Source organism: Planctomycetota bacterium (assembly GCA_033763975.1).
Classification (GTDB): Bacteria; Planctomycetota; Phycisphaerae; order Phycisphaerales; family UBA1924; genus RI-211.
In genome coordinates this window covers 406,731-427,037 of record JANRJM010000013.1, presented here as the reverse complement: position 1 = coordinate 427,037, position 20,307 = coordinate 406,731, and the positions used below count along the sequence as shown (strand labels likewise).

The 20,307-nt window shown below is 70.3% G+C and carries 18 protein-coding genes; 10 read left to right on the top strand and 8 right to left on the bottom strand.

Features of this window, described 5'->3' with window-relative positions; genetic code table 11:
* Nucleotides 1-277: 277 nt before the first annotated feature.
* The gene (locus SFY69_09120) at nt 278-1,216 is read right to left on the bottom strand and encodes a hypothetical protein (GenBank protein ID MDX2132201.1); all 939 of its coding nucleotides are present in this window, start codon (nt 1,214-1,216) and stop codon (nt 278-280) included.
* A 103-nt stretch (nt 1,217-1,319) separates the two neighbouring features.
* Between SFY69_09120 and SFY69_09115 the strand changes: the two genes are divergently transcribed.
* From SFY69_09115 to SFY69_09105, 3 genes are all read left to right on the top strand, one after another.
* Entirely contained in the window at nt 1,320-2,570 is a 1,251-nt protein-coding gene (locus SFY69_09115) for an Mrp/NBP35 family ATP-binding protein (protein ID MDX2132200.1), read from the top strand.
* Nucleotides 2,571-2,658: 88 nt separating this feature from the next.
* Nucleotides 2,659-3,522, top strand: a complete 864-nt coding sequence (locus SFY69_09110) for a class I SAM-dependent methyltransferase (protein ID MDX2132199.1) — start codon at nt 2,659-2,661, stop codon at nt 3,520-3,522.
* Nucleotides 3,523-3,640: 118 nt separating this feature from the next.
* Nucleotides 3,641-4,162 carry a nuclear transport factor 2 family protein gene (locus tag SFY69_09105; protein MDX2132198.1) on the top strand — a complete coding sequence of 174 codons (522 nt, stop codon included), beginning with the start codon at nt 3,641-3,643 and terminating at the stop codon, nt 4,160-4,162.
* A 27-nt stretch (nt 4,163-4,189) separates the two neighbouring features.
* Here the strand turns inward: SFY69_09105 and SFY69_09100 are convergent, their stop codons facing one another.
* From SFY69_09100 to dnaN, 3 genes are all read right to left on the bottom strand, one after another.
* Nucleotides 4,190-5,215, bottom strand: coding sequence for a hypothetical protein (locus SFY69_09100; GenBank protein MDX2132197.1), 1,026 nt, complete (start codon nt 5,213-5,215; stop codon nt 4,190-4,192).
* Nucleotides 5,216-5,257: 42 nt separating this feature from the next.
* Nucleotides 5,258-6,013 carry a hypothetical protein gene (locus SFY69_09095; protein MDX2132196.1) on the bottom strand — a complete coding sequence of 252 codons (756 nt, stop codon included), beginning with the start codon at nt 6,011-6,013 and terminating at the stop codon, nt 5,258-5,260.
* Between the two features lie 181 nt (nt 6,014-6,194).
* The gene (dnaN, locus tag SFY69_09090; protein MDX2132195.1) at nt 6,195-7,373 is read right to left on the bottom strand and encodes a DNA polymerase III subunit beta; all 1,179 of its coding nucleotides are present in this window, start codon (nt 7,371-7,373) and stop codon (nt 6,195-6,197) included.
* A 309-nt stretch (nt 7,374-7,682) separates the two neighbouring features.
* On the opposite strand from dnaN, the gene SFY69_09085 reads away from it, so the two are divergent.
* Entirely contained in the window at nt 7,683-9,644 is a 1,962-nt protein-coding gene (locus SFY69_09085; GenBank protein ID MDX2132194.1) for a transketolase, read from the top strand.
* 86 nt (nt 9,645-9,730) lie between these two features.
* On the opposite strand, the gene arfB is transcribed toward SFY69_09085, so the two are convergent.
* Nucleotides 9,731-10,165, bottom strand: a complete 435-nt coding sequence (gene arfB / locus SFY69_09080) for an alternative ribosome rescue aminoacyl-tRNA hydrolase ArfB (GenBank protein MDX2132193.1) — start codon at nt 10,163-10,165, stop codon at nt 9,731-9,733.
* 160 nt (nt 10,166-10,325) lie between these two features.
* On the opposite strand from arfB, the gene SFY69_09075 reads away from it, so the two are divergent.
* Entirely contained in the window at nt 10,326-11,546 is a 1,221-nt protein-coding gene (locus tag SFY69_09075; GenBank protein MDX2132192.1) for a M20/M25/M40 family metallo-hydrolase, read from the top strand.
* On the opposite strand, the gene SFY69_09070 is transcribed toward SFY69_09075, so the two are convergent.
* A complete protein-coding gene (locus SFY69_09070; protein MDX2132191.1) occupies nt 11,533-13,149 on the bottom strand; it encodes a hypothetical protein in 1,617 nt (538 codons plus the stop codon). The two genes, SFY69_09075 and SFY69_09070, sit on opposite strands and share 14 nt — an antisense overlap.
* Nucleotides 13,150-13,309: 160 nt before the next feature.
* On the opposite strand from SFY69_09070, the gene SFY69_09065 reads away from it, so the two are divergent.
* Nucleotides 13,310-13,681 (top strand): DUF167 domain-containing protein, encoded by a 372-nt coding sequence (locus SFY69_09065; protein MDX2132190.1) that lies wholly within the window; start codon nt 13,310-13,312, stop codon nt 13,679-13,681.
* Between the two features lie 12 nt (nt 13,682-13,693).
* On the opposite strand, the gene SFY69_09060 is transcribed toward SFY69_09065, so the two are convergent.
* Nucleotides 13,694-15,178: a hypothetical protein gene (locus SFY69_09060; protein ID MDX2132189.1), complete on the bottom strand. Its 1,485-nt coding sequence runs from the start codon at nt 15,176-15,178 to the stop codon at nt 13,694-13,696.
* A 139-nt stretch (nt 15,179-15,317) separates the two neighbouring features.
* Here SFY69_09060 and SFY69_09055 point away from each other — a divergent pair, with 139 nt between their 5' ends.
* The 3 genes from SFY69_09055 (at nt 15,318) to SFY69_09045 (ending at nt 18,447) form a co-directional block, all read left to right on the top strand.
* Entirely contained in the window at nt 15,318-16,613 is a 1,296-nt protein-coding gene (locus tag SFY69_09055; protein MDX2132188.1) for an ABC transporter substrate-binding protein, read from the top strand.
* A 136-nt stretch (nt 16,614-16,749) separates the two neighbouring features.
* Nucleotides 16,750-17,283, top strand: coding sequence for a GNAT family N-acetyltransferase (locus SFY69_09050; GenBank protein MDX2132187.1), 534 nt, complete (start codon nt 16,750-16,752; stop codon nt 17,281-17,283).
* Between the two features lie 60 nt (nt 17,284-17,343).
* Nucleotides 17,344-18,447 (top strand): ABC transporter ATP-binding protein, encoded by a 1,104-nt coding sequence (locus tag SFY69_09045; protein MDX2132186.1) that lies wholly within the window; start codon nt 17,344-17,346, stop codon nt 18,445-18,447.
* A 155-nt stretch (nt 18,448-18,602) separates the two neighbouring features.
* On the opposite strand, the gene SFY69_09040 is transcribed toward SFY69_09045, so the two are convergent.
* Nucleotides 18,603-19,100, bottom strand: coding sequence for an NUDIX domain-containing protein (locus SFY69_09040; protein ID MDX2132185.1), 498 nt, complete (start codon nt 19,098-19,100; stop codon nt 18,603-18,605).
* 61 nt (nt 19,101-19,161) lie between these two features.
* Here SFY69_09040 and SFY69_09035 point away from each other — a divergent pair, with 61 nt between their 5' ends.
* The gene (locus tag SFY69_09035) at nt 19,162-20,217 is read left to right on the top strand and encodes a ParB/RepB/Spo0J family partition protein (GenBank protein MDX2132184.1); all 1,056 of its coding nucleotides are present in this window, start codon (nt 19,162-19,164) and stop codon (nt 20,215-20,217) included.
* The last annotated feature ends 90 nt before the right edge of the window (nt 20,218-20,307 follow it).

Below are 20,307 nucleotides of genomic sequence, written 5' to 3'. Positions count from 1 at the left end.
GAGATCGTGGGGAGTATAGGAACTTCATCGGGCGAAAAGTTGCCTAAACCCTCAAAAAGACCCTTGACATCGACAGGAATTCCGCAAGGCGCCAGGATGCCCACCGGGCGCATGGGGGAATTGCGAACGACGTGCGAACAGCCGCGCATATCTCGCCTGCACACCCGCGTGTTCAGGCGAGACGTACAACAGCCCGGGGGAGCGCCCCGGGCTGTCGGCTGTCTTCACATATGTGTCCGCGTTGCGCGAGCCCGCGACGCCCCCGTGTTCGCGTCGATTACTCGGGCTTCGGCTGCGCGTTGCGCAGGCGCTCCTGCAGGCGCTGCAGCGCTTCGGCCTGGCGCTCCGGGGGCAGCGACTTGATCCGCTCGCGCACGCGCTCCGGGATCCGCGGGTCGTCGAGCGTCAGCGGCTTGTCGCCCGCGCCCGGCGCCTTGCCCGGGAACTTGTCCTTCTCGATGTTGCGTTCCACCTCGCGCGGCCCGCGACGCTGCTGCACCTCGGCCTTCACGCGCTCCAGTTCCTTCTGGAACACCGGCTTCTGCGCCTCGGTCAGCACGCCGAACATCGCCGCCTGCGTGTCCGCCGGCTTGGGCGCCGCCTCCATGATCTCGCGCAGACGCGCCCGGGCGGCGGCGGTGGCCTCGTCGGTCGGGCGCTCCCCAGCCGGCGCGTCCATCATGCCGTCCGCGGGCGCGTCCATCGGCGCCTCGGCCGGACGCTCGCCCTGCGGCGGCTTCGCGCCCGGGCGGCGCTGGCCGGGTCGACGCCCCTCGGGCGCGCCGCCCTCCGGCCGCGGCGCCCCCAGCATCTCCAGCACGCGGCGACGCTCGCCCTCGGGCAGGTCCTTCATCAGGCCTCGCACTTCGGCGCCGTTCGCGGCCCGGAACTCGTCCATCTCCTTGCGGAACTCCGCGTCGATCGACTCGATCAACTCCTGCTGGTCGGCGGTCAGGCGCACCTCGGCCGGCGCCTTCTCTCCCCGCAGCACGTCGAACGCCCGCATGAACACGCGCTGGGGCGTGGGCGCCTCGCGCCGCTCGCGACCGACCGGGTTGCCCCCGGAGAGCTTGCGATTCTCGCCCGGGACGCCCCCGTCCTTCACTTCCGGCCCCTTGAGCGGGGCGGGGGGCGGGGACGACTGCTGAGCCAGGGCCGAACCGGCGAGCAGCGCCACGCCGCACACCGACACCATCCACGAAGCGCGATTGATCACGGGAAACCCTCCTGCGTCGGCGTAGGCCGAGCACTGTGTCCAACGCCCGGGGCACGCGCGTATTGCCGCGCAAGTCCGGGCGTCCCAGAACCTACCATCGGCCATGGGGCTCACCAAGTCGTTTGTTCTTGAAGCATTGCGTGGATTGCGCGGGCCCGACGGGTCGCCCGCGCTGGGTGGTGATCGCGTCGTCTGGGTCGCCGCGTGCGACGGGTACGCGTCGGTGAAACTCCAGCACGCGGGCGATGCGCCCGACCAACGACGGACCGCGGCCCGGACGGCGTACGACGGGCTGGTGGCGGCCGCCCGAGCCGCGGGCGAGCAGGTGGACGCGCTCGTCGTCGAGTTCGTGGATCACGCGGGGACCGTGGTGCAGACCGAGCGCTTCGGCGGGTCGGCGCGCCCCGCGCCCCCGGCCGCCGGCCCGGCGACGAACTCCCCGCGCGAGCCTGTTTCCGCGCGCGAGCAAGCCCCGCCGCCGTCGCGCCAGGCCGCCGCCGGGCACACGCCGATCCCGGGCCTCAACCCGGGCGTCTCGGGGCTCGAAGGCGTGGCGCACGTCATCGCCGTGGGCGCGGGCAAGGGCGGCGTGGGCAAGAGCACCATCGCTCTCAACCTCGCTGTCGGGCTCGCACGGGCGCGCCACCGCGTCGGGCTGCTCGACGCCGACATCTACGGCCCGTCGATGCCGACGATGCTCGGGCTGGGCGGGCTCGAGCCGATCGTCCGCGAGGGCGTGCTCGAGCCGTTCCTGTCGCACGGCGTGCGGTGCATGACGATGGGCGCCCTCGTGCAGCCCGACAAGCCCCTGATCTGGCGTGGGCCGATGGCGCACGGCGCGTTCAAGCAGTTGCTCGAGCAGACCCGCTGGGGCGAACTCGACTATCTCGTGATTGACCTGCCCCCCGGCACGGGCGACGTCTCGCTGACGATGGCGCAGTTGCTGAAACTGACGGGCGCGGTCATCGTGTGCACGCCGCAGAAGGTGGCGCAGGACGACGCCGTGCGTGCCGCCCGGATGTTCGAGCAGCTCGGCGTCCCGCTGCTGGGCGTCGTCGAGAACATGAGCTACTTCGTGGGCGACGACGGGAAGGAGTACGACATCTTCGGGCGGGGCGGGGCCGAGGCCATGGCCCGGCGGCTCAACACCCCGTACCTGGGGGGTGTGCCAATCACCACGGCCCTGCGCCAGAACAGCGACGCGGGGAACCCCACGGCGAACTTCACCGGCGCCGACACGCCGGGCACGGCCCTCCGCGCCGACCTCGAGCGCCTCGTGCGGAACCTGGAAGGCCAGGTCGCGCTCGCGTCGCTCCGCCAGGGCCAGACGCGCCCGACGCTGACGGTCTCGTAACCGGCGTAACCGTGCGAGGGACCTAGCCTCGATGCCCGGACGCTGGTACCGTCTGGCCCGCCCGTGTCCGGGGCGCCGGAGGACAGCCATGACCGCCCCACCCGCACAGCCGCCCGTCGCCGACGCGCGCGTTCCCGACCCCCGGGTGGCGCGGGCCCTGCGGGGTGAGGCCATCTACGGCGATGACTTCTCGCCCGAAGAGATCGGCGCCTGGTTCGAAGACGAGCGCGAGGGCTATGCCAATCTTCTCTACGAGGACGTGCAGGAGTACACCTACGTCTACCACGCCATGAACCGCGTGCACGGGTTCTCGAGGCTGCCTTCGGACCGTCGCTTCAATCACGCGCTGGGCTTCGGGGCGGCGTACGGGCTCGAGCTCCTGCCGATCGTCGATCGGGCGGCCCAACTCACCATCGTCGAGCCCTCCGAGAAGTTCGTGAAGACCGAGATCGGCGGAAAGCCTGCCCGCTGGGTCAAGCCCGACCCCTCCGGGCGACTCCCCTTCCCCGACGGCACCTTCGACCTGGTCACCTGCTTCGGCGTGCTGCACCACATCCCCAACGTCTCGAGCGTCATCGCCGAGATCGCCCGTGCGACCGCCACGGGCGGCTTCTTCCTGGTCCGCGAGCCCATCACGTCCATGGGCGACTGGCGACGCGTGCGCCCAGCCCTCACGAAGCGCGAGCGAGGCCTGCCCCTGCGGCCGTTTACGCAAGCCCTTGAAAAGAACGGGTTTGTCGTCCGGTCCGCGTCGCACATCGCCTTCCGCCCGTGGCTGCGCGCGTGCCAGATGCTCAAGGTCCCCGTCTACGAGCGGACCTGGTCGACCCGTGTCGACGCCATGTTGTCCGCCCTCACGGCCTGGAACGTCGCGTACCACACCGAGAGCGCGCTCAAGAAGATCAGCCCCTCGGCGGTGTACATCGTTGCCGAGCGCGTGCGGACGGCCTGACGCCCGCCGCCGCATTCCATCGGCTTCTCCACAACTCGGTTCTCCGCCCGCCCCGCTTGCCACGGACGCGGTGCGCGCAGGTAAACTGCGCAGGATCGATTCACCCGGAGTGCACGACATGGCGAAGAAGAAGGCGAAGAAGGCGGCGGCGAAGTCAGCGAAGAAGCCCGCGGCGAAGCCGGCTCCGAAGAAGGCCGCCCCGAAGCCGGCGCCGGCGAAGAAACCCGGCGCGTCCAAGGCATCGGGCAAGGGCGGCATGTTCCCGGTGAACACCGGGAGCGGCGCGACGCCCGTGCAGATCGGCAAGACGATCGTCGCGATGTTCAACGAGGGCAAGATGAAGGAGATCGAGGATCTCTATTGGGCGCCGGACATCGTCTCGTGCGAGGGGATGGGCGTGGGGCTCGAGTGGCGCGGGCGACAGGCCGTCGAGGCCAAGAACGCCGACTGGATGAAGGACCACCGCATCCACGGCGCGAGCGCCGAGGGCCCATACGTGGGGTCCAGCGGGTTCGCGATCAAGTTCAAGATGGACGTCGAGACGATCTCTACGGGCCAGCGCATCGTCATGGACGAGATCGGCGTGTACACCGTGCGCGACGGGAAGATCGCCCGCGAAGAGTTCATGTACGGGGTGTAGCAGGCGGGAGCGCCCGCCCGCGTGTGATCACGGACCCGGCCTGAGCGTCACGCCGAGGCGATCCAGCAGCGGGCCCAGATAGCACGCGATGGCGGAATCGCCGCTCTCCAGCGGCCCGTCGCGCCCACAGACCTGGAGACCGACGGCGATGTCGTCGTCCGGCGCGATCGCGTCGATCATCCACATGCTGCCCGAGTCGCCGCCCTCGGCGATGCCCTGCACGCCCGGCGGATGCGCCGGGTTTGAGACCACCTCAAACCCGCTGATGTTTCGGTCGCCCTGCGGATAGGACACGACCGCCACGACGTTCACACGCGACACCAGCGCGCGCGTGACGCCGGTGGTGCGGCCGCACTTCACGACCGGGTCGCCGATCTCGGGCACGTGCAGGCGACGCGGCACGACGTCGAGCTCGAGGATGCGATCATCAAACGTCCGCCCTTCGATGGAGCAAATGGCCCCGTCACCAGCGAGCGACAGATGCCGGCGCACCAGCGAACCGACCCGGTTGCCATGTTCGTCCGCGCTGTCGAGCACGCCCGGCTGGCAGATGTCCTGCCCCGGCGAGATGCCCGGCCCGGCGAGCACGTGCCAGTTGCTGAGCAGGTGCGGCACGCCGCCCGCGTCCCACACAACAGCGGCGATGGTCCCGGCCTCGGACGCGAAGTGCCCGATGCTGCCCCCCGGGCGCACCGGGTCGAGGCGTGCACGCCGCGGATCGGGCGGCGAGGCTGGGGCCGCGGCGGGAGTGAGCGGGTCAAAGTGCGTCCGCCGGTACGCCCGCTCGGCGACGTCCGTCCGCAGCATGCGTCCGTCGTCCAAGCGGAACGCCTTGGGCACCGGGAGTGCGCCGGCGGCCTTGAGCTCGCGGGACGATAGTTTGCGCCGCACCGTGAACTGCACGCCGATCTCGTCCGTCGGTGTGCGATCAACCTCACAGCGCCCGACGCCGACCGATGTCATCCCCGGCATCGTCAGCCAGCGCATGGCGTGGTAGCGGATGAGCCGCTTCCCGGCATCGAACGACGGGGGGACTAGACGCGCGTCGTGCATCGGTCGTCGGCGATTCGCGGGTGCGCGTCTGGCCATGGCGACTCAATCCCATCCCTGGTGAATATCCGAGATCGGGTGGATTTCCCACGCCGTCCGCGGACGCATATCCATCGGCCCCACAACTCCCGGCGGGTGATCGATGTCGTAGAACAGCGAGCCTTCGACCTCCACCTTGATCGGCGTCGCAAGCTTGTGATACCGCGAGCCCGAGGGAAGCCGCCCCAGGATGTCACGCAGTTGCACTCGCACCTCCGCGAGCCGGTCGGTGTCGCTGGTCGGCGGCCTGGGTAGCCCTGTGACCTCCACGTTCATGAACTCTGCCGTCGACTTCGAACGGGTCGATCCGATGATGACATGAAAGTCCTTGTCGCTCTCAAACTTCACCGCGTACAGCCACGCCCGCACGCGGACGTTGCGCTGCTCGTCGGGTAGGCGGAACTCGGCGTACTTCGCGCTCGCCTCGCCCGTCTCCTCGACCAACTCGGCGAACGCCTCCATCATGTCCTGATCGGACGGCAGCGTCGCGAAGAGGTCCTCGATCGACCCGTACTCGTCCTCGACCGGCGCGTCGGCGACAATCGACGTCTTGGGCCCCTTGCGATGCTTGCCCGTGTACTGCGCGCGCAGCACTTCGCCCGAGGCGGACTGCGGCGTGTGCGCTTCGCCCGACTTCCCTCTCTCGGTGATCACCAATCCGACGGTTCCCGCCTCGGCCGCCGGGCCCCGCGGCGCCGGCGACGACTTGCAACCGGCGGCGGCCGCTCCGGCGAAGACGATCATCCACAACAGCTTTCGCATGCTTCGCACCCCCGTTGTATTACATCGAGCAGTAGAATCCACAACGGCGGATGCTGTCAAGCTGGCCCGACGCGCGGCGAACGTCGGGACGGACTAACGCCGCCCCCGCAAACTGCTTAGGGGCGTTGTGCGCAACATATCAACACACCGGGAAAGGGCGTCGCCGGGGCATCATCCGCGACTACTGCAGGTTCACGGGCATCACGACGTACATGAAGTCGGCGCCGCTCTTGATCAGCCCCGGCTTGTTCGGGGCCTTGAGTTCCATGATCACCTGCGGGTCGGTGAGCACCTTCAGGGCGTCGACGAGGAACGTCGGGTTGAACCCGATCTCGATGTCGTCGCCGTCGTAGCCGGCGAGGTCGACCTTGACATTGGCCTCGCCCATCTCGGGTGCGCGGCTCGTGAGGTCCAGTTGCTTGCTCTTGCCCTTGAAGGCCAGGCGCACGCCGCGGGACTCTTCGTTTGTGAGGAGGGCCGCTCGCTTGACGGCGGAGGTCACCACGTCGCGGTCGAAGGTGACCTTCTTGTCCTGGTCCTTGGGGATGACGTCCTCGTAGGGCGGGAAGTTGCCCTCGGTGAGCGTGCTGGTGAGCACGGCCCGACCGGGGCTGGCGGCGGTGCCGAAGCTGAACAGGATCTGCGTATCGGTGATCGCGATCTGCACCGGCTCGTCGTGGTCGTGGATGAGCTTCTGCAGCATGCCCAGCGCCTTGCTCGGCACGATGCACTGCACGGGCTTGGCGTCCTTCTCGGTGCCCGAGAGGGCGGCCCGGGCGAGCGCCAGGCGGCGGCCGTCGGTCGCGACCAGTTCCAGGCGCTTGCCGTCGCGCTTGAAGAGCACCCCGTTGATCGCGTACCGGGACGTTTCCCGGGCCGTCGCGAACAGCGTGCGCGCCACGAGTTCGGCGAGCGAGCCGGCGGGGTGGCTGAGCACGGCCTTGGCCGGGGGCGTGCCCGTCCCGCCCGCGACGACGCTCGCGAACTCGGGGATCGGCGGGAAGTCCGTTGCCGGGTAGCCGAAGACCTTGAAGTGCGCGTCCTTCCCGCGGATGTGCAGGGTCTCGCCCTCGGTCTCGAGCGTGAGCGTCGGCTCGTTTTCTTCGGCGGAGACGATCTGGCGGATCTTGTCGGCGGGGATCAGCGTCTCGCCGGGGGTCTGCACGTCCACCTTCGAGATCGACAGGCGCAGCGCCACCTCGGCATCGGTGGCCGAGAGCACGAGTTCGTTCGATCCGCCGGCCTTGATCGCCTGGATGCGCACGCACTGGAGCTGGGGGCGGGGCGTGCGAGCGGCGACCGCGCCCGAGACCAGGTTGATCCCTTCCAACAATGCCGCTCGATCGCAGATGACTCGCATGGATCGAACTCCGTCTCTCAGCCGGCGAGCGTCCCCGATCCATCGGGCGCGGGGGGCGCGGCAAGTGTACCAGATAGATAGCGGTGCGCGATGCGCAGGGGCTGTCGGCAGGGGGTGCGAGCCCTGTCGAATCGTGGCACCTGCTTTGCACAAATCGGCGGGCGCGCCGGTTGCCCCGGGGCGATGAGGGGCGGATACTCCCTATCCCGAAGCGCGCGGCCGGCGCGCCGGGCGGCCGTGGCGCGTGGGCGTCGCGGCGTGGATCGTGCACGCGCCGGGGCGAGCGCCCCGTGAGAAAAGGTGGTGGACATGTCCTTTGAAGCCGCCGTTCATGCCCAGACCATCGAGATCGACCGCATGTCGCTGGAGATGTGCGCCGCCGCGGGAAGCGGGCACCCGACCAGCGCCATGAGCATCGGGCACCTGGTCACCGTGCTGATGTTCAGCACCATGCGATGGAGCCCGGACTACCCCGATTACCCGACGTCCGATCGGCTGGTGCTGAGCGAGGGGCACGCGGTGCCCGCGGTCTACGCCGCCGCCGCGAAGCTGGGCGTGATGATCGGGCGCGACGGCGCGAACCGTCGGCGCCTGACGACCGAGGACCTGCGGAATCTGCGGGCGGCGTCGAGCGAGCTCGAGGGCCATCCGAACCCGATGGAGGGCTTCCCCTTCTTTGACGCCGCCACGGGCAGCCTGGGGCAGGGCCTGTCGGTGGCGGCCGGGCTGGCCGAGGCCGCCCGCCTGGACAACCTGGACCGGCGGATCTACTGCATCATCGGCGACGGCGAGGCGCGCGAGGGGCAGGTGGCCGAGGCGCTGGACTTCATCATCGACCGCAAGCTCAAGAACGTCCTGCCGATCTTCAACTGCAACGAGTACGGGCAGGCCGACCGCGTGAGCGCGCAGCAGTCGCCCGAGGTGCTGAGCGCCAAGCTCGAGGCGACGGGGTTCGAGGTCAAGGTGATCGACGGGCACGCGCCCGCGCAGATCAAAGGCGCGTTCGACCAGTTCATCGCCGGGACCAAGAGCGGGAAGCCCCTGGCGATCATCGCGCGGACCATCAAGGGCTGGGGAGCCGCCAGCCTGCAGGGCAACGGCTGGCACGGCAAGCCCCCCACCGGCGACGCGCTCAAGAAGTGCCTGACCGAACTCGACCAGAAGCGCGTCGAACTGACCAGCAGCCTGGCGAACTCGGACGCGTTCACCATCGAGCCCCCGCCCGAGCTGAGCACGCAGACCCCCGAGCCCCGCGAGGCGCCCCCGCTCAGCGAGTTCATGAAGCGCAACGACATGGAGAGCCTGCTCCAGAGCGGGAGCATGGCGACCCGGCGCGCGTACGGGATCGCGCTGCGCGCTCTCGGCCAGACCAACGAGCGGGTCGTGGTGCTCGACGCCGACGTCTCGAACTCGACGTTCGCCGAGATGTTCCGCAAGGACGCCGCGTGCGCGGCTCGCTTCATCGAGTGCAAGATCGCCGAGCAGAACATGTTCTCGGCGGGCGCTGGGATGGCGCTGGCGGGCAAGGTGCCCTTCTGCTCGACGTTCGCGAAGTTCGTCGCCCGCGGGTACGACCAGATCGAGATGGCGATCTACAGCGGCGCGAACCTGAAGGTGATCGGCAGCCACGCGGGCGTCACGCTCGCCGCCGACGGGCCCAGCCAGATGTCGCTCCCCGATGTCGCGTGGTTCCGCTCGTTCACGACGATGCGCGACCATCGGGGCAACCCGGGGTGCTACGTGCTGCAGCCCGCCGACGCGTACGCCGCGTACGCCCTGACGCTCGCCATGGCCGAGTACGAGGGCGTCTGCTACATGCGCACCCTCCGCCCCGACACCGAGTTCATCTACAGCGACGACGTGGACTTCAACCTCGGCGGGTTCGAGGTGCTCAACGACGGGCGCGACATCGCGATCTGCGCGGCGGGGTACATGGTGCACGAGGCCAACAAGGCCATCGAGATGCTCGACAAGGACGGCATCGCCGCCACCCTCATCGACCTCTACTCGCTCCCCTTCGACGCCGACCGCCTCCTCGACGTCGTCGGCCAGAACAACGGGCTCGTGCTGAGCGCCGAGGACAACTTCGGGGGCGGCATCGGCTCGGCCATCGCCGACGCGCTGCTCGACTCCGGCGACGCCTTCAAGCTCCGCCAGCTCCACGTCCGGCGCATCCCCAAGAGCGCCCGCACCCCCGAAGAAATCCTCCAGACGTGCGGGCTCACCGCGACCGACATCGTCAAGGCGGCGAAGGAAATGCTCGGCGTCTAGACCCGCCGCGTCGAGACCGCCCGCAGCGTCTCACCGCACTGGGTGCCGGGCCCGCGCACCGTCTCTCGCCCTCGGCCGCGCCGGGACTAGTCCGCGCGGTCCTGGCGCCGGCGCTTCGTCTCGCCCCGCTGTTTCTTCTCGGTGATGCGGCGTTCGCGGCTGCCGCGGGTCGGCTTGGTCGCACGCCGCACCTTCGGGCGCACCAGCGCCGCCCGCACCAGTTCCCGCAGCCGGTCGATCGCGTCGTCGCGGTTGCGCCCCTGCGAGCGCAGGTCGTCGGCGGCGATCACCAGTTCGTCGTCGCCGGTCAGGTACATCGACCCCAGCCGACGCAGCCGCTCCCCCGCGTCCGGGGGGATCGGGATGTCCGCGACGCGCACGCGCAGCACCGCCTTGGTCGCCCGCTTGTTCACGTTCTGCCCGCCCGGGCCCGAGCTCGACACGAACGAGAACGTGATCGCGTCGGCGGGGATCTCTACCCCCGGCGCCATGCGGACCGTGTTTCCCGGCGTGTCGGACATGCGCCAGACGGTATCGGCCCGCGGCCGGGGGGGCGAAAGGCCCGAAAGACACCGGGCGCGCCCGGGTCTTCTCACGATTCCGCCGGGGCGCGTGTTTTTTCGAGTCTCCCGCCGGCCGGGCGTGCATCCCGGGGTGTCACGATTCAATATGCTGGGGCTGATGACGACGCCCGAGGACCGTGCTCTTCACCGCCGCTGGCTGCACGATCTGACGCCGATCCCGACGGCGGCGGGGCGTGAGTTCCGGGTGATCGCGTGGATCGAGGAATGGGCCGCCACGCGACCGGAGGTGCGGCTGGAGCGCGACGGCGCGGGGAACCTGACGCTGCGTCTGGCGCACGCGCCGACGGACGCGGGCCCGCCGCTGTACTTCACGGCCCACATGGACCACCCCGGCTTCGTGGTGGAGCGCATCGTCGCGCCTGGGGTCGTGCAGATGTCGTTCCGCGGGGGCGTGATGGACGCGTACTTCCGCGGCGCGCGGGTCGAGGTGTACGACACCGCCGACCGGCGGCACGCGGGCGTGGTCTCGGGCCCCGCCGATGCGCCGGGCCCGTTCAAGCAGTGGCTGTGCGAGGTCGAGGGGCGGTGGGACCTCAAGGTGGGCGACGTGGGCATCTGGGCGCTGCCCGCGCCCGAGGAGCGCGACGGGCTGTTCCACGCGCTCGCGTGCGACGACCTGGCGGCGCTCGCGGGCGCGCTGGGCGCGTTCGACGTGCTGCGGCGCGAGGGGCCGGTGCGCGACGTGCGCCTGCTGCTGACGCGGGCGGAGGAGATCGGGTTCGTGGGGGCAATCGCGGCGTGCCGCCTGGGCACGATCCCCGCGGGCTCGACGGTCATCGCGCTCGAGAACAGCCGCAGTTTCGCGGAATCGCCGATCGGGGGCGGGCCGATCGTGCGGGTGGGGGATCGGCTGTCGATCTTCACGCCCCGCCTGACGGACGCGGTGGCGCGCCGGGCCGAGGAGATCGCGCAGGGCACGCTGACGCGTTCGAACGTGGTGTCGTCGGCGGACCGAACGTGGCGCTGGCAGCGCAAGCTGATGGCGGGGGGCGCGTGCGAGGCGTCGGTGTTCTGCGACGCGGGGTTCGACGCGACGTGCGTGTGCCTGCCGCTGGGCAACTATCACAACATGGGCGACCTGGCGGCGGTGGAGGCGCGCACGAACGACCGCCCCCCCACCATCGAGCGCGAGTTCATCGCGACCGCCGACTTCGAGGGCATGGTGGACCTGCTGATCGAGTGCGGGCGGGGCCTGCCGACGGAGGGTTCGCACGCCGCCCGCTTCGCGCGCCTGTACGACGAACGCCGCTTCGTGCTGGAAGATCGCGTGGGCGAGGCGCCGCGGTCCGGCGGGGCGTCGGCGGCTAGCGCCCGGTGAGCATCTCGGCGCGTTCCCACGACCGGAGCATCTGGAGCACCAGCCCGCGGTCGGCGTCGTTGGGCGTGCCGTTGCGGTCGACGTCGGCCGGGGTCTGCTCCCAGGCGTAGAGGTCGTCGATGGTGCCGCGCCGGTCGCCGGTGATGTCCTCGCTGCTGCGCAGGGGGCGGGCGAGCGGATCGCCGATCGCGATCTGCTGCCAACTGAGGCCCGGGATGGCGCTCCACGCGGCCTCGGCCCAGGAGAGGTTGCCGCGGAGGAAGTTGCGGGCGAGGTAGCGGCTGTCGGGCGCGCTGTCGGCGAGGGGCTCCCAGACGCTCGCCACCCCGAAGGTGCCCCCCGCCGCGATGAAGTCCGCGATCTGCTGCTGGGGCGCGAAGCTGAGCTGCCCGGTGCCGCCCAGGTCGCGCCCGTTGTAACTCTCGAGCGTGTTGAAGATCGCGCCGTCGGCGTAGTTGTAGCTCGACGCGTAGATGGTCCGTGCGATCTCGCCGCCGGTCGTCAGGGGCAGGCCGAAGTGATTCGAGCCGTACGTCGTGACCAGCGCGACCGGCTCGACGACGGTGATCACCGTGGGCTGCCACGCCACGCGCGGGCCGACGAAGAACTGCGTGCTGCCGAGCAGTTCGTTGTACCGCGCGAACGTCGGCGCGAAGCGCGTGTCGCTCTGCAGCTCGTTGCGGGTGGTTTCGTAGTCGTCCGCGTCGCGCAGCGCGCTGAGCAGCGACGCGGCGTTGTCGAGCTCGTCGGTGGGCCCGCCATCAGCCACGCCGTTGGCGCCGCTCTCGTCGAACGTGGCGATGTGCGCGAGCGTGTCGTAGTACACCCGGCCTGCGCGGGCGAGCGACGATGCGATGTCGGGCACGCTGCGCCCGTCGAGGCGCACGACGAGCATGATGTCGCCCGGGAGCAGGATCGACGCGCCCGATCCCGAGGGCAGGTAGACCGGCCCGGGCAGGCGCGTGATGTACGTCTTGGCCGCCTGGTTGTTCGTCTGCGGATACAGGCGGATCGGCGTGCCCAGCCGCCAGTACGGGTTGAGCATCGCGCCGTCCGCGCGGCTGTCGGCCTGCCCGCCGGCCTCGTTCACGTCCAGGTCGTGGTACAGCAACGTCAACTCCGAATCCACGCTCGCGCACGTCGCGTCGCTCGCCTGGATCTCGGCGATCATGCCCGGCGGGTCGTCGCCCACCGGCGCCGCCGCGGGCGTGTCCTGGTGGTCCTCGATCCGGTGGGGCAGGCCCTTGGTGAGCACGAGGCACCGCACGCGCTGCGTGAGGTTCTGCGAGACCAGGTACGTGCGGATCGGCTCGCGCAGCCAGGCCTCGAACTGCGCGTACGTGATCGTCGCATCGTTCGACTGCGGCGCGCCCAGCGCCGCGAGATCGACCACGCGCACCCCCGGACGCGCGCCCACCACGCCCCCGGCGCCCCCCGGCACGCGCGCCGAGCCCGCGTACACCTCCGCGACGCCCAGGCTGTCGGGCAGTCGCGAGTCGTACACCAGCAGCACCTCGTCGGCCCGGAGCTGCGCCCGCGCGCTCGCGGCGCCAAGCACCGCGCCCGCCACGCCGGCCGCCATCATCAGTCGTCGCGTCGTCACCCGTGCCGCCTCCCGCGTTCGCACCCGCACGCCCCGCCGCCCCCACGGTACCCGACCCGCCGCGCACCGCAAGCGGATTCGCCGCTGGAACCTCGCGGGTTCCATCGTCCGCGAAGGCCCGCGGCTTGACGGCGGCCCCGCGCGCGCCTGCGATTCACCCGTGTTCGTCACGGATGAACCCGCAACCCCCGCCGCGCCGCAGGCCCCCTCGGCAAAGGGGCGCCGCGGTTCGCACTCCCCGCCGCCGGGTGATTCGGTCGGCGCGCCCGCGTGCCTGGTGCGCGTGAAGGCCGTGCCCGGGGCGCGGCGTGATGAGATTGTCGGCCCGCTGGGCGATCGTCTGAAGATCCGCGTCGCGGCCCCGCCCGAGGACGGGCGTGCGAACGCCGCCATCTGCGCGCTGCTCGCGTCCGCGCTGGACATCGCCTCCCGGCGTGTGGGCGTTGTCTCGGGGCACGCCTCGCCCCTCAAGACGCTGCGCGTCGAGGGGCTCGACGCCGCCGCCGTGCGGGGTGCGATCGCCGACGCGTGACCGACCGGGCGGCTACGGGCACTCGGCGCCGGCGACGACCTGCTCCAAAGCGGCGATGTCGTCCTGATCGACGTTCCCGTCGCGATTGAAATCAGGATCGACGGGCGAGCACGCCGGATCGCCCGCGACCACCTGCGCCAGGCACGCGATGTCGTCCTGATCGACGTTCCCGTCCTGGTTGAAGTCCGGATCGCACGCGGCCGGGCACGAGGTGGAGAAGCGGTAGATGCCGGTCTGCTCGTCGGTGCCGAGCAGGTCGGTCGTTTCCATGCGGATGTAGACCACGCCGTCTTCCGCGAGGTCCAGGCCCGGGCTGGTGGTCTGCGAGACCTGGATGTTCGTGACGACGCGATCGCCCGCGCCGTCGCCGGTAATGTCGAGCTGATCGCCGTGCGCGACGATCGCGCACCCGGCGGCGAGGTTCGTCACGTCGCCCGCGAACACGGTGCGGTTGGTGCTCGAGGCGACGTTCCACACGTGCACGACGCGTCCGAGGTTGTTGATGCTGGCGCCCAGGCACGACGAGCCGAAATCGAGCAGCACCCCGCCGACGGTGGATTCGCCCTCGCGGAGCGTGATGTCGCCGTTGACGGCGAGGAACGCGTCGGCCGCCGCCGGGCCGCTGGTATCGCCGAACACCAGCGACGTGCCGTCGTTGTTGATCGACATGCCCGAGAAGTTCTGCCAGCGCTCATCGATGGTGGTGCCGGGCACGAGCGACCCCTCGCGCAGGAGGGGCATCCCGTCCTTGTAGATGTACGCGTCGTTGGCGGTCGAGCCCGTGACGAGCCCGATCAGGTGCACGTGGTGCAGCCCGTTGTCGGAGAAGTCGTAGGCGAAGGCGATCGTGGGCGAGGCGAAGGCGATGGCGAAGTCGTCGGGCGCGGGGAAGACGACGTCGCCGGTCTTGAAGACGACCGTGGCGCCGTCGGTGGGGTTCCAGCGCATGAGCGCCCGCCCGGTGGTGCTCCCGCCCGCGGTCGTGGAGGTGGTGCTGACGAACGCGCCGAAGTTCGCGCCGAACATGGTGGTGCGCGAGCAGGCGACGTAGAAGCGGTCCTCAAGGCCGGGGATCTGCTCCGTGCCGCGGGCCACCAGGCCCAGGTGCGACCAGACGGCGTCCTCGCTTGTGCCGCCGGCGGGCGTGGCGGCGGTGCTGTAGAGGAACGCGCCGTTCGCGCCCACGCCGCTGGTGTCTTCCGCGCCGCTCAGGATGAACGCGGGTGCCGCGTCGGTGTTGAGCCAGACGATGCCCGTGTCGTACCAGACATAGTTGATCGTCGTCTCGCCGACGATCGAGCCGGTGAACCCGACGGTGCCGTCGGTGTTCGTGAAGGGCGTGTTGATGCCCGCGATGCTCCAGCCGGGCATGCCCGCGACCGGGTCGCCCTCGCGGACGACCTCCGCCGCCGAACGCACCACCTGCGCCCCGGCCACACACGCGAGCGACAGCGCCACCGCGCCCGCGAGGGCGCGCCGATTCCTGAAGGTCGTCATGCCGCCAAGGCTACCACGCGTGTCAAGCGCTCCCGCTGCACGCCCGCCGCGAACTCGATACCCTGCCCCAATGCAGCGCGGCGTTGGGGCTCCGGCGTTCGGCCGCCCACGCATATCCCCGCGCCCCAGCGAGACGACCATGACCCGCACCCCCCCCACCATTCTCCGCTCCGGTTTCCTCTCGCTCCTCACCCTCTGCGCCATGCTCGCGTTCGTCGCCTTCGGCGTTGGGTGCGAGGACAAGAAGGGCGGCGAGACGACGAACACCTCTTCGAGCGGCGCCGCGGGCGCGACCGACTCCAACCCCGGTCCGGCCGCGGGCGGCTCGGGCGGCGCCACCACCAAGGGCGCCGGCAACACCCACGACACCGGCTCCGGGCCCATCAAGATCGGGCACTTCGCCAGCATGACCGGCTCGGAGGCCACCTTCGGCGTCTCGACCGACAACGGCATCCAGCTCGCGATCGCCGAACGCAACGCCGACGGGGGCGTCAAGGGCCGCCAGGTCGAACTCATCACTTACGACAACCAGGGCAAGCAGCAGGAAACCACCACCGTGGTGACCCGGCTGATCCAGCAGGACAAGGTGGTCGCGCTGATCGGCGAGGTGGCCTCGTCGCGCTCGCTCGCGGGCGCCCCCAAGGCCCAGCAGTTCGGCGTCCCGATGATCACCCCCAGCAGCACGAACCCCGACGTCACCAGCGTCGGCGACATGATCTCGCGCGTGTGCTTCATCGATCCCTTCCAGGGGTACGTCGGCGCCAAGTTCGCGCGCGAGAACCTGAAGCTCTCCAAGGCCGCCACGCTCTACAACCGCGCCCAGGCCTACTCCGCCGGGCTCAACCGCAACTTCAAGGAGTCCTTCGCGTCGATGGGGGGCGAGGTCGTCATCGAGCAGGCCTACGGCGACGGCGACAACGACTTCTCCGCCCAGCTCACCGCCATCCGCGCCAAGAACCCCGACTTCATCTACGTCCCCGGCTACTACACCGAGGTCGTCAACATCGCCCGCCAGGCCCGCCGCCTCGGGCTCAACGTCCCGCTCATCGGCGGCGACGGCTGGGACAGCGAGGAACTCAAGAACGCCGGCGACGCGCTCGACGGCTCGTACTTCTCCAACCACTACTCGCACGAAGACACCCGCCCCGAAGTCCAGGCCTTCGTCAAGAAGTACCAGGAGACGTACGCGAAGGTTCCCGACGGCCTCGCCGCCCTCGGCTACGACGCCGCCCGCCTGCTCTTCGACGCCATGGACCGCGCGCCCTCCCTCCACGGCAAGGACCTCGCCGACGCCATCAACGCCACCAAGAACTTCCCGGGCGTCACCGGCAATATCTCCATCGACCCCGCACGCAACGCCACCAAGGACGCCGTCGTCCTCAAGATCATGGGCGGCCGCCCCACCTTCGAGGCGTCCATCGCGGCGCCGAAGTAGGCGCGGCGCCCGGTTGGCGGTTGCCGTCACATGAGCGCGACCACCACCCGGCCGCAGACGAAAACTCCGCGAGGTTGACGCCCATCGAGCCCGTCGCGGGCAGCGTCCACCAGGACAAGCGCTGCGCCGCCCGGCCATGATGCGGGACGCGTCGAATCGCACCGCACAGCGAGGAATCGAGATCGTGCTTGTTCGGCCCGCACAGCCCGACGATCTTGAGCAATGGCTCGAGCTCCGTGCCGCGCTGTGGCCCGACGAAGCCAGCACGCACGCGAGCGAGATCGAGCGGTACTTCGTCGATGGAACCATCGACAACATACCTCACATTGTGCTCATCGCCGTCGTCGACGAACCGGCTCGGGCGATTGGCTTCGCCGAGGTCTCGGTCCGCGAGGCCGCGGCTGGCTGCCGAACGTCTCCCGTCGCGTATCTCGAAGGCTGGTATGTCCGCCCCGAATCCCGCGTCGGTGGCGTCGGCCGAGCGCTGGTCGATGGCGCGCGGCGATGGGCCGTCCAACGCGGGCTTCGCGAGTTCGCCAGCGATACCGCGCCAGAGTTCGCAGAGATCAGCGTGCCCGCCCACCTCGCGTGCGGCTTTCGTGCGGTCGCAGACGCACCTTCGCCGTCCGCTGGTGCCATCGCGTTCATGATGTCGCTGCACGACTCCTGATCGAACGCCCCCTGTCTGCTACGCTCCGTGCCCGTGTCCACCGCGATCGACATCCAGGCGCTGACGAAGGTCTTCCCGTCCGTGGACGGAGGCCGCCCCACCGCCGCGGTCGACGGCGTGTCGCTCACCATCGAGCCGGGCGAGCTCTTCTTCCTGCTCGGGCCCTCGGGCTGCGGCAAGACCACGCTGCTGCGCATGATCGCCGGGTTCATCGAGCCCACCGGCGGCTCGATCCACTTCCGCGAGCCGTCGGGCACGCGCGACGTCACGCACCTGGCGCCCGAGAAGCGCAACACGGGCATGGTGTTCCAGTCGTACGCGCTGTGGCCGCACATGACGGTCGCGCAGAACGTCGCCTTCGGGCTCGAGGTGCGGGGCCTCCCGCGCGACGAGCGCGAGCGGCGCGTCGGCGAAGCGCTCACCGCCGTCCGCATGGACCATCTCGCCGCCCGGCGCCCGACGCAGCTCAGCGGCGGGCAGCAGCAGCGCGTCGCGCTCGCCCGCGCCATGGTCATCCGCCCCAGCGTGCTGCTGCTCGACGAGCCGCTGTCGAACCTCGACGCCAAACTCCGCCTCGAACTGCGCTCCGAAATCCGCCGCGTCTGCAAGGACTCAGGGATAACCACGGTCTACGTCACCCATGACCAGAAGGAGGCGCTGAGCATGGCCGACCGGGTCGCGGTGATGGCGGCGGGGAAGGTGGTACAGGCGGGTTCGCCGGCGGCCCTGTACCGCAGGCCGCGAACGCGGTTCGTCGCTGAATTCCTTGGTGAAACAAATATTCTGGAAGGGGCGGTCGAGGTGCAGGCGCTCCCCCACTCCTCTGCGGGCGGAGTGCATGTCCGCGTGCGCACCGCGGCCGGGGTGGTGGAGGCCGTGAGCCCGGACGCGCCCCCCGCGGCCGGGTCGGCGGCGCTCGTCTCGGTCCGGCCCGAAGGTGTCCGCCTCGCGCCGGACGGACCAGGACTTGAGGGCAAGGTCCGAGAACGAATCTACCTGGGCGACACAGCGCAGTACTCGGTGCAACTCGTGAGCGGCCAGGTGATTCGTGCCGCGGTGCTGAATCCCCCGGCGTCGCTGCCGTTCGACGCGCCCGGCTCGCACGTGTTCGTGACGCTCGCGCCCGAAGACACGGTGCTGCTGCCGGCCCACGCGGGCGAGTGATCGGTCTGGCAGCGCGCACGCCGCGGCGTGGTTCCCGCGGCGCATGGACAATCGCGGCTCGCCGCCGCCGCTCCGCGGCACACGTTCCACGTGGAACAGAACCGACCTCCGCCCGCGCGTCGGAGCGCGGCACGCGTCGTGTTCCACGTGGAACGCTACTCGACGGCGGACGACCATCGCGCGAACGGGTCGTGCGGGAACCCGTGCACGCGCCGGATGATCTCGGCCGCGGCGGTGGGGCGCAGGTCCGCGCTGTCGAGCTCGCGCACCGAGACCCAGTCGAACGCGATGTCCGGCTCGCGACTCGCGACCGGCGCCGGGGCCGCCGTGTTCTGCCCCGCCACTTCGGCACCGGCGCCTGCGCCCGGCGTGGCCTGTTCCACGTGGAACGTCACGTTGATTTCGTGGCGGAGGCGGCTCTTCTGCCGAAAGACATGTTCATCCACGTGCACGCACCGACCCACGCGCACCGGCAGGTCCGACTCCTCCGCGAACTCACGCGCGAGCGCGGCGTGCGCGGCCTCGCCGAACTCGACGTGCCCGCCGGGGAGGTACCGGTAGCCGCCCGGGACGGAGCGGCACAGGAGTACGTAGTCGCCCGCGAGGAGCACGCCCCGCGCGATGACTTCGATGTCGAGCGATTCTGACGGCATGGTTGTCGGTTCCACGTGATGACAGCGGTGCTTGAATGATGACTCTACCAAGGAGATTCGCATGGACGCGAGCGCAAGCGGAACGGACGCGGCCAAGCCGCGCCGGCTCGGACGCGGGTTGACCAGCCTGTTGCATGTACACGTGCCCGTCGAGGTGCCCGCGGGCCCCGCGCGGCGAGAGCCAGCGCCCGGTGAAGCCGCGGCCCGCGCGAGCGCGCCAATCCCCACCAACCCAACGCATACTGCGGCAAATACGGGCTCAATCGCCCGTTCCGGGGATGAAGACGCTGCATTATCGGACCTTCAGTCAATCGCGGTGGGGGAGGTGTCGCCGTCGCCGTTCCAGCCGCGGCGTGTGATGGACGACGGCGCGCTGGCACGACTCGCGGAATCGATCCGGCGGTCGGGCGTGTTGCAACCGGTGCTGGTGCGGCCTCGGCGCGGGGCGGACGGCACGCGGTACGAGTTGATCGCGGGAGAGCGGCGTTGGCGGGCGGCACAGATCGCGGGGCTTTCGACGCTGCCGGCGCTGGTGCGCGACCTGAGCGACGAGCAGGCGGCCGAGCAGGCGCTGGTGGAGAATGTGCAGCGCGAGGACCTGAACCCGATGGAGCGGGCCTGGGCGTTGCGATCGTTGTCCGAGCGGTTCGAGCTGTCGCACGCGCAGCTGGCCGAGCGCGTGGGGCTGGAGCGCCCGACTGTTGCGAACCTGATCCGGCTCACGGAACTGGAGCCGGAGATCGCGACACTGGTGTCGGCGGGGACGCTGAGCGCCGGGCACGCGCGCGCGCTGCTGGCGGTGGGGGACCGGGCGCTGCGGGCGGTGCTCGCGGGGCGGGCGGCCCGCGAGGAGATGAGCGTGCGCGCGCTGGAGCGTCTGATCCAGGCGGGGCGGGTTCCGCCGCGCGAGGGAACGGGTCGGGGTGTGTCAGGCAGGGATGACGCGCGCCTCGCCGTGCTGTCCGACTTGCAGCGCCGGATCGGTCAACAACTGGGAACCAAGGTCGTGATCTCGACGGATCGCGGCGGGAAGCGGGGGCGGGTGACACTCGAGTTCTACGGGTTGGATCACTTTGACGCACTCATGTCAAGGCTGGGAATAACAACGGGCGGTTGACACGCGAGCAGGGGAGTTGACACGGGGCGATGGATGACGATGCGCCGCAATGCATCGCGCGGTGTGATCGTGAAATTGGAGCGCTCCGGA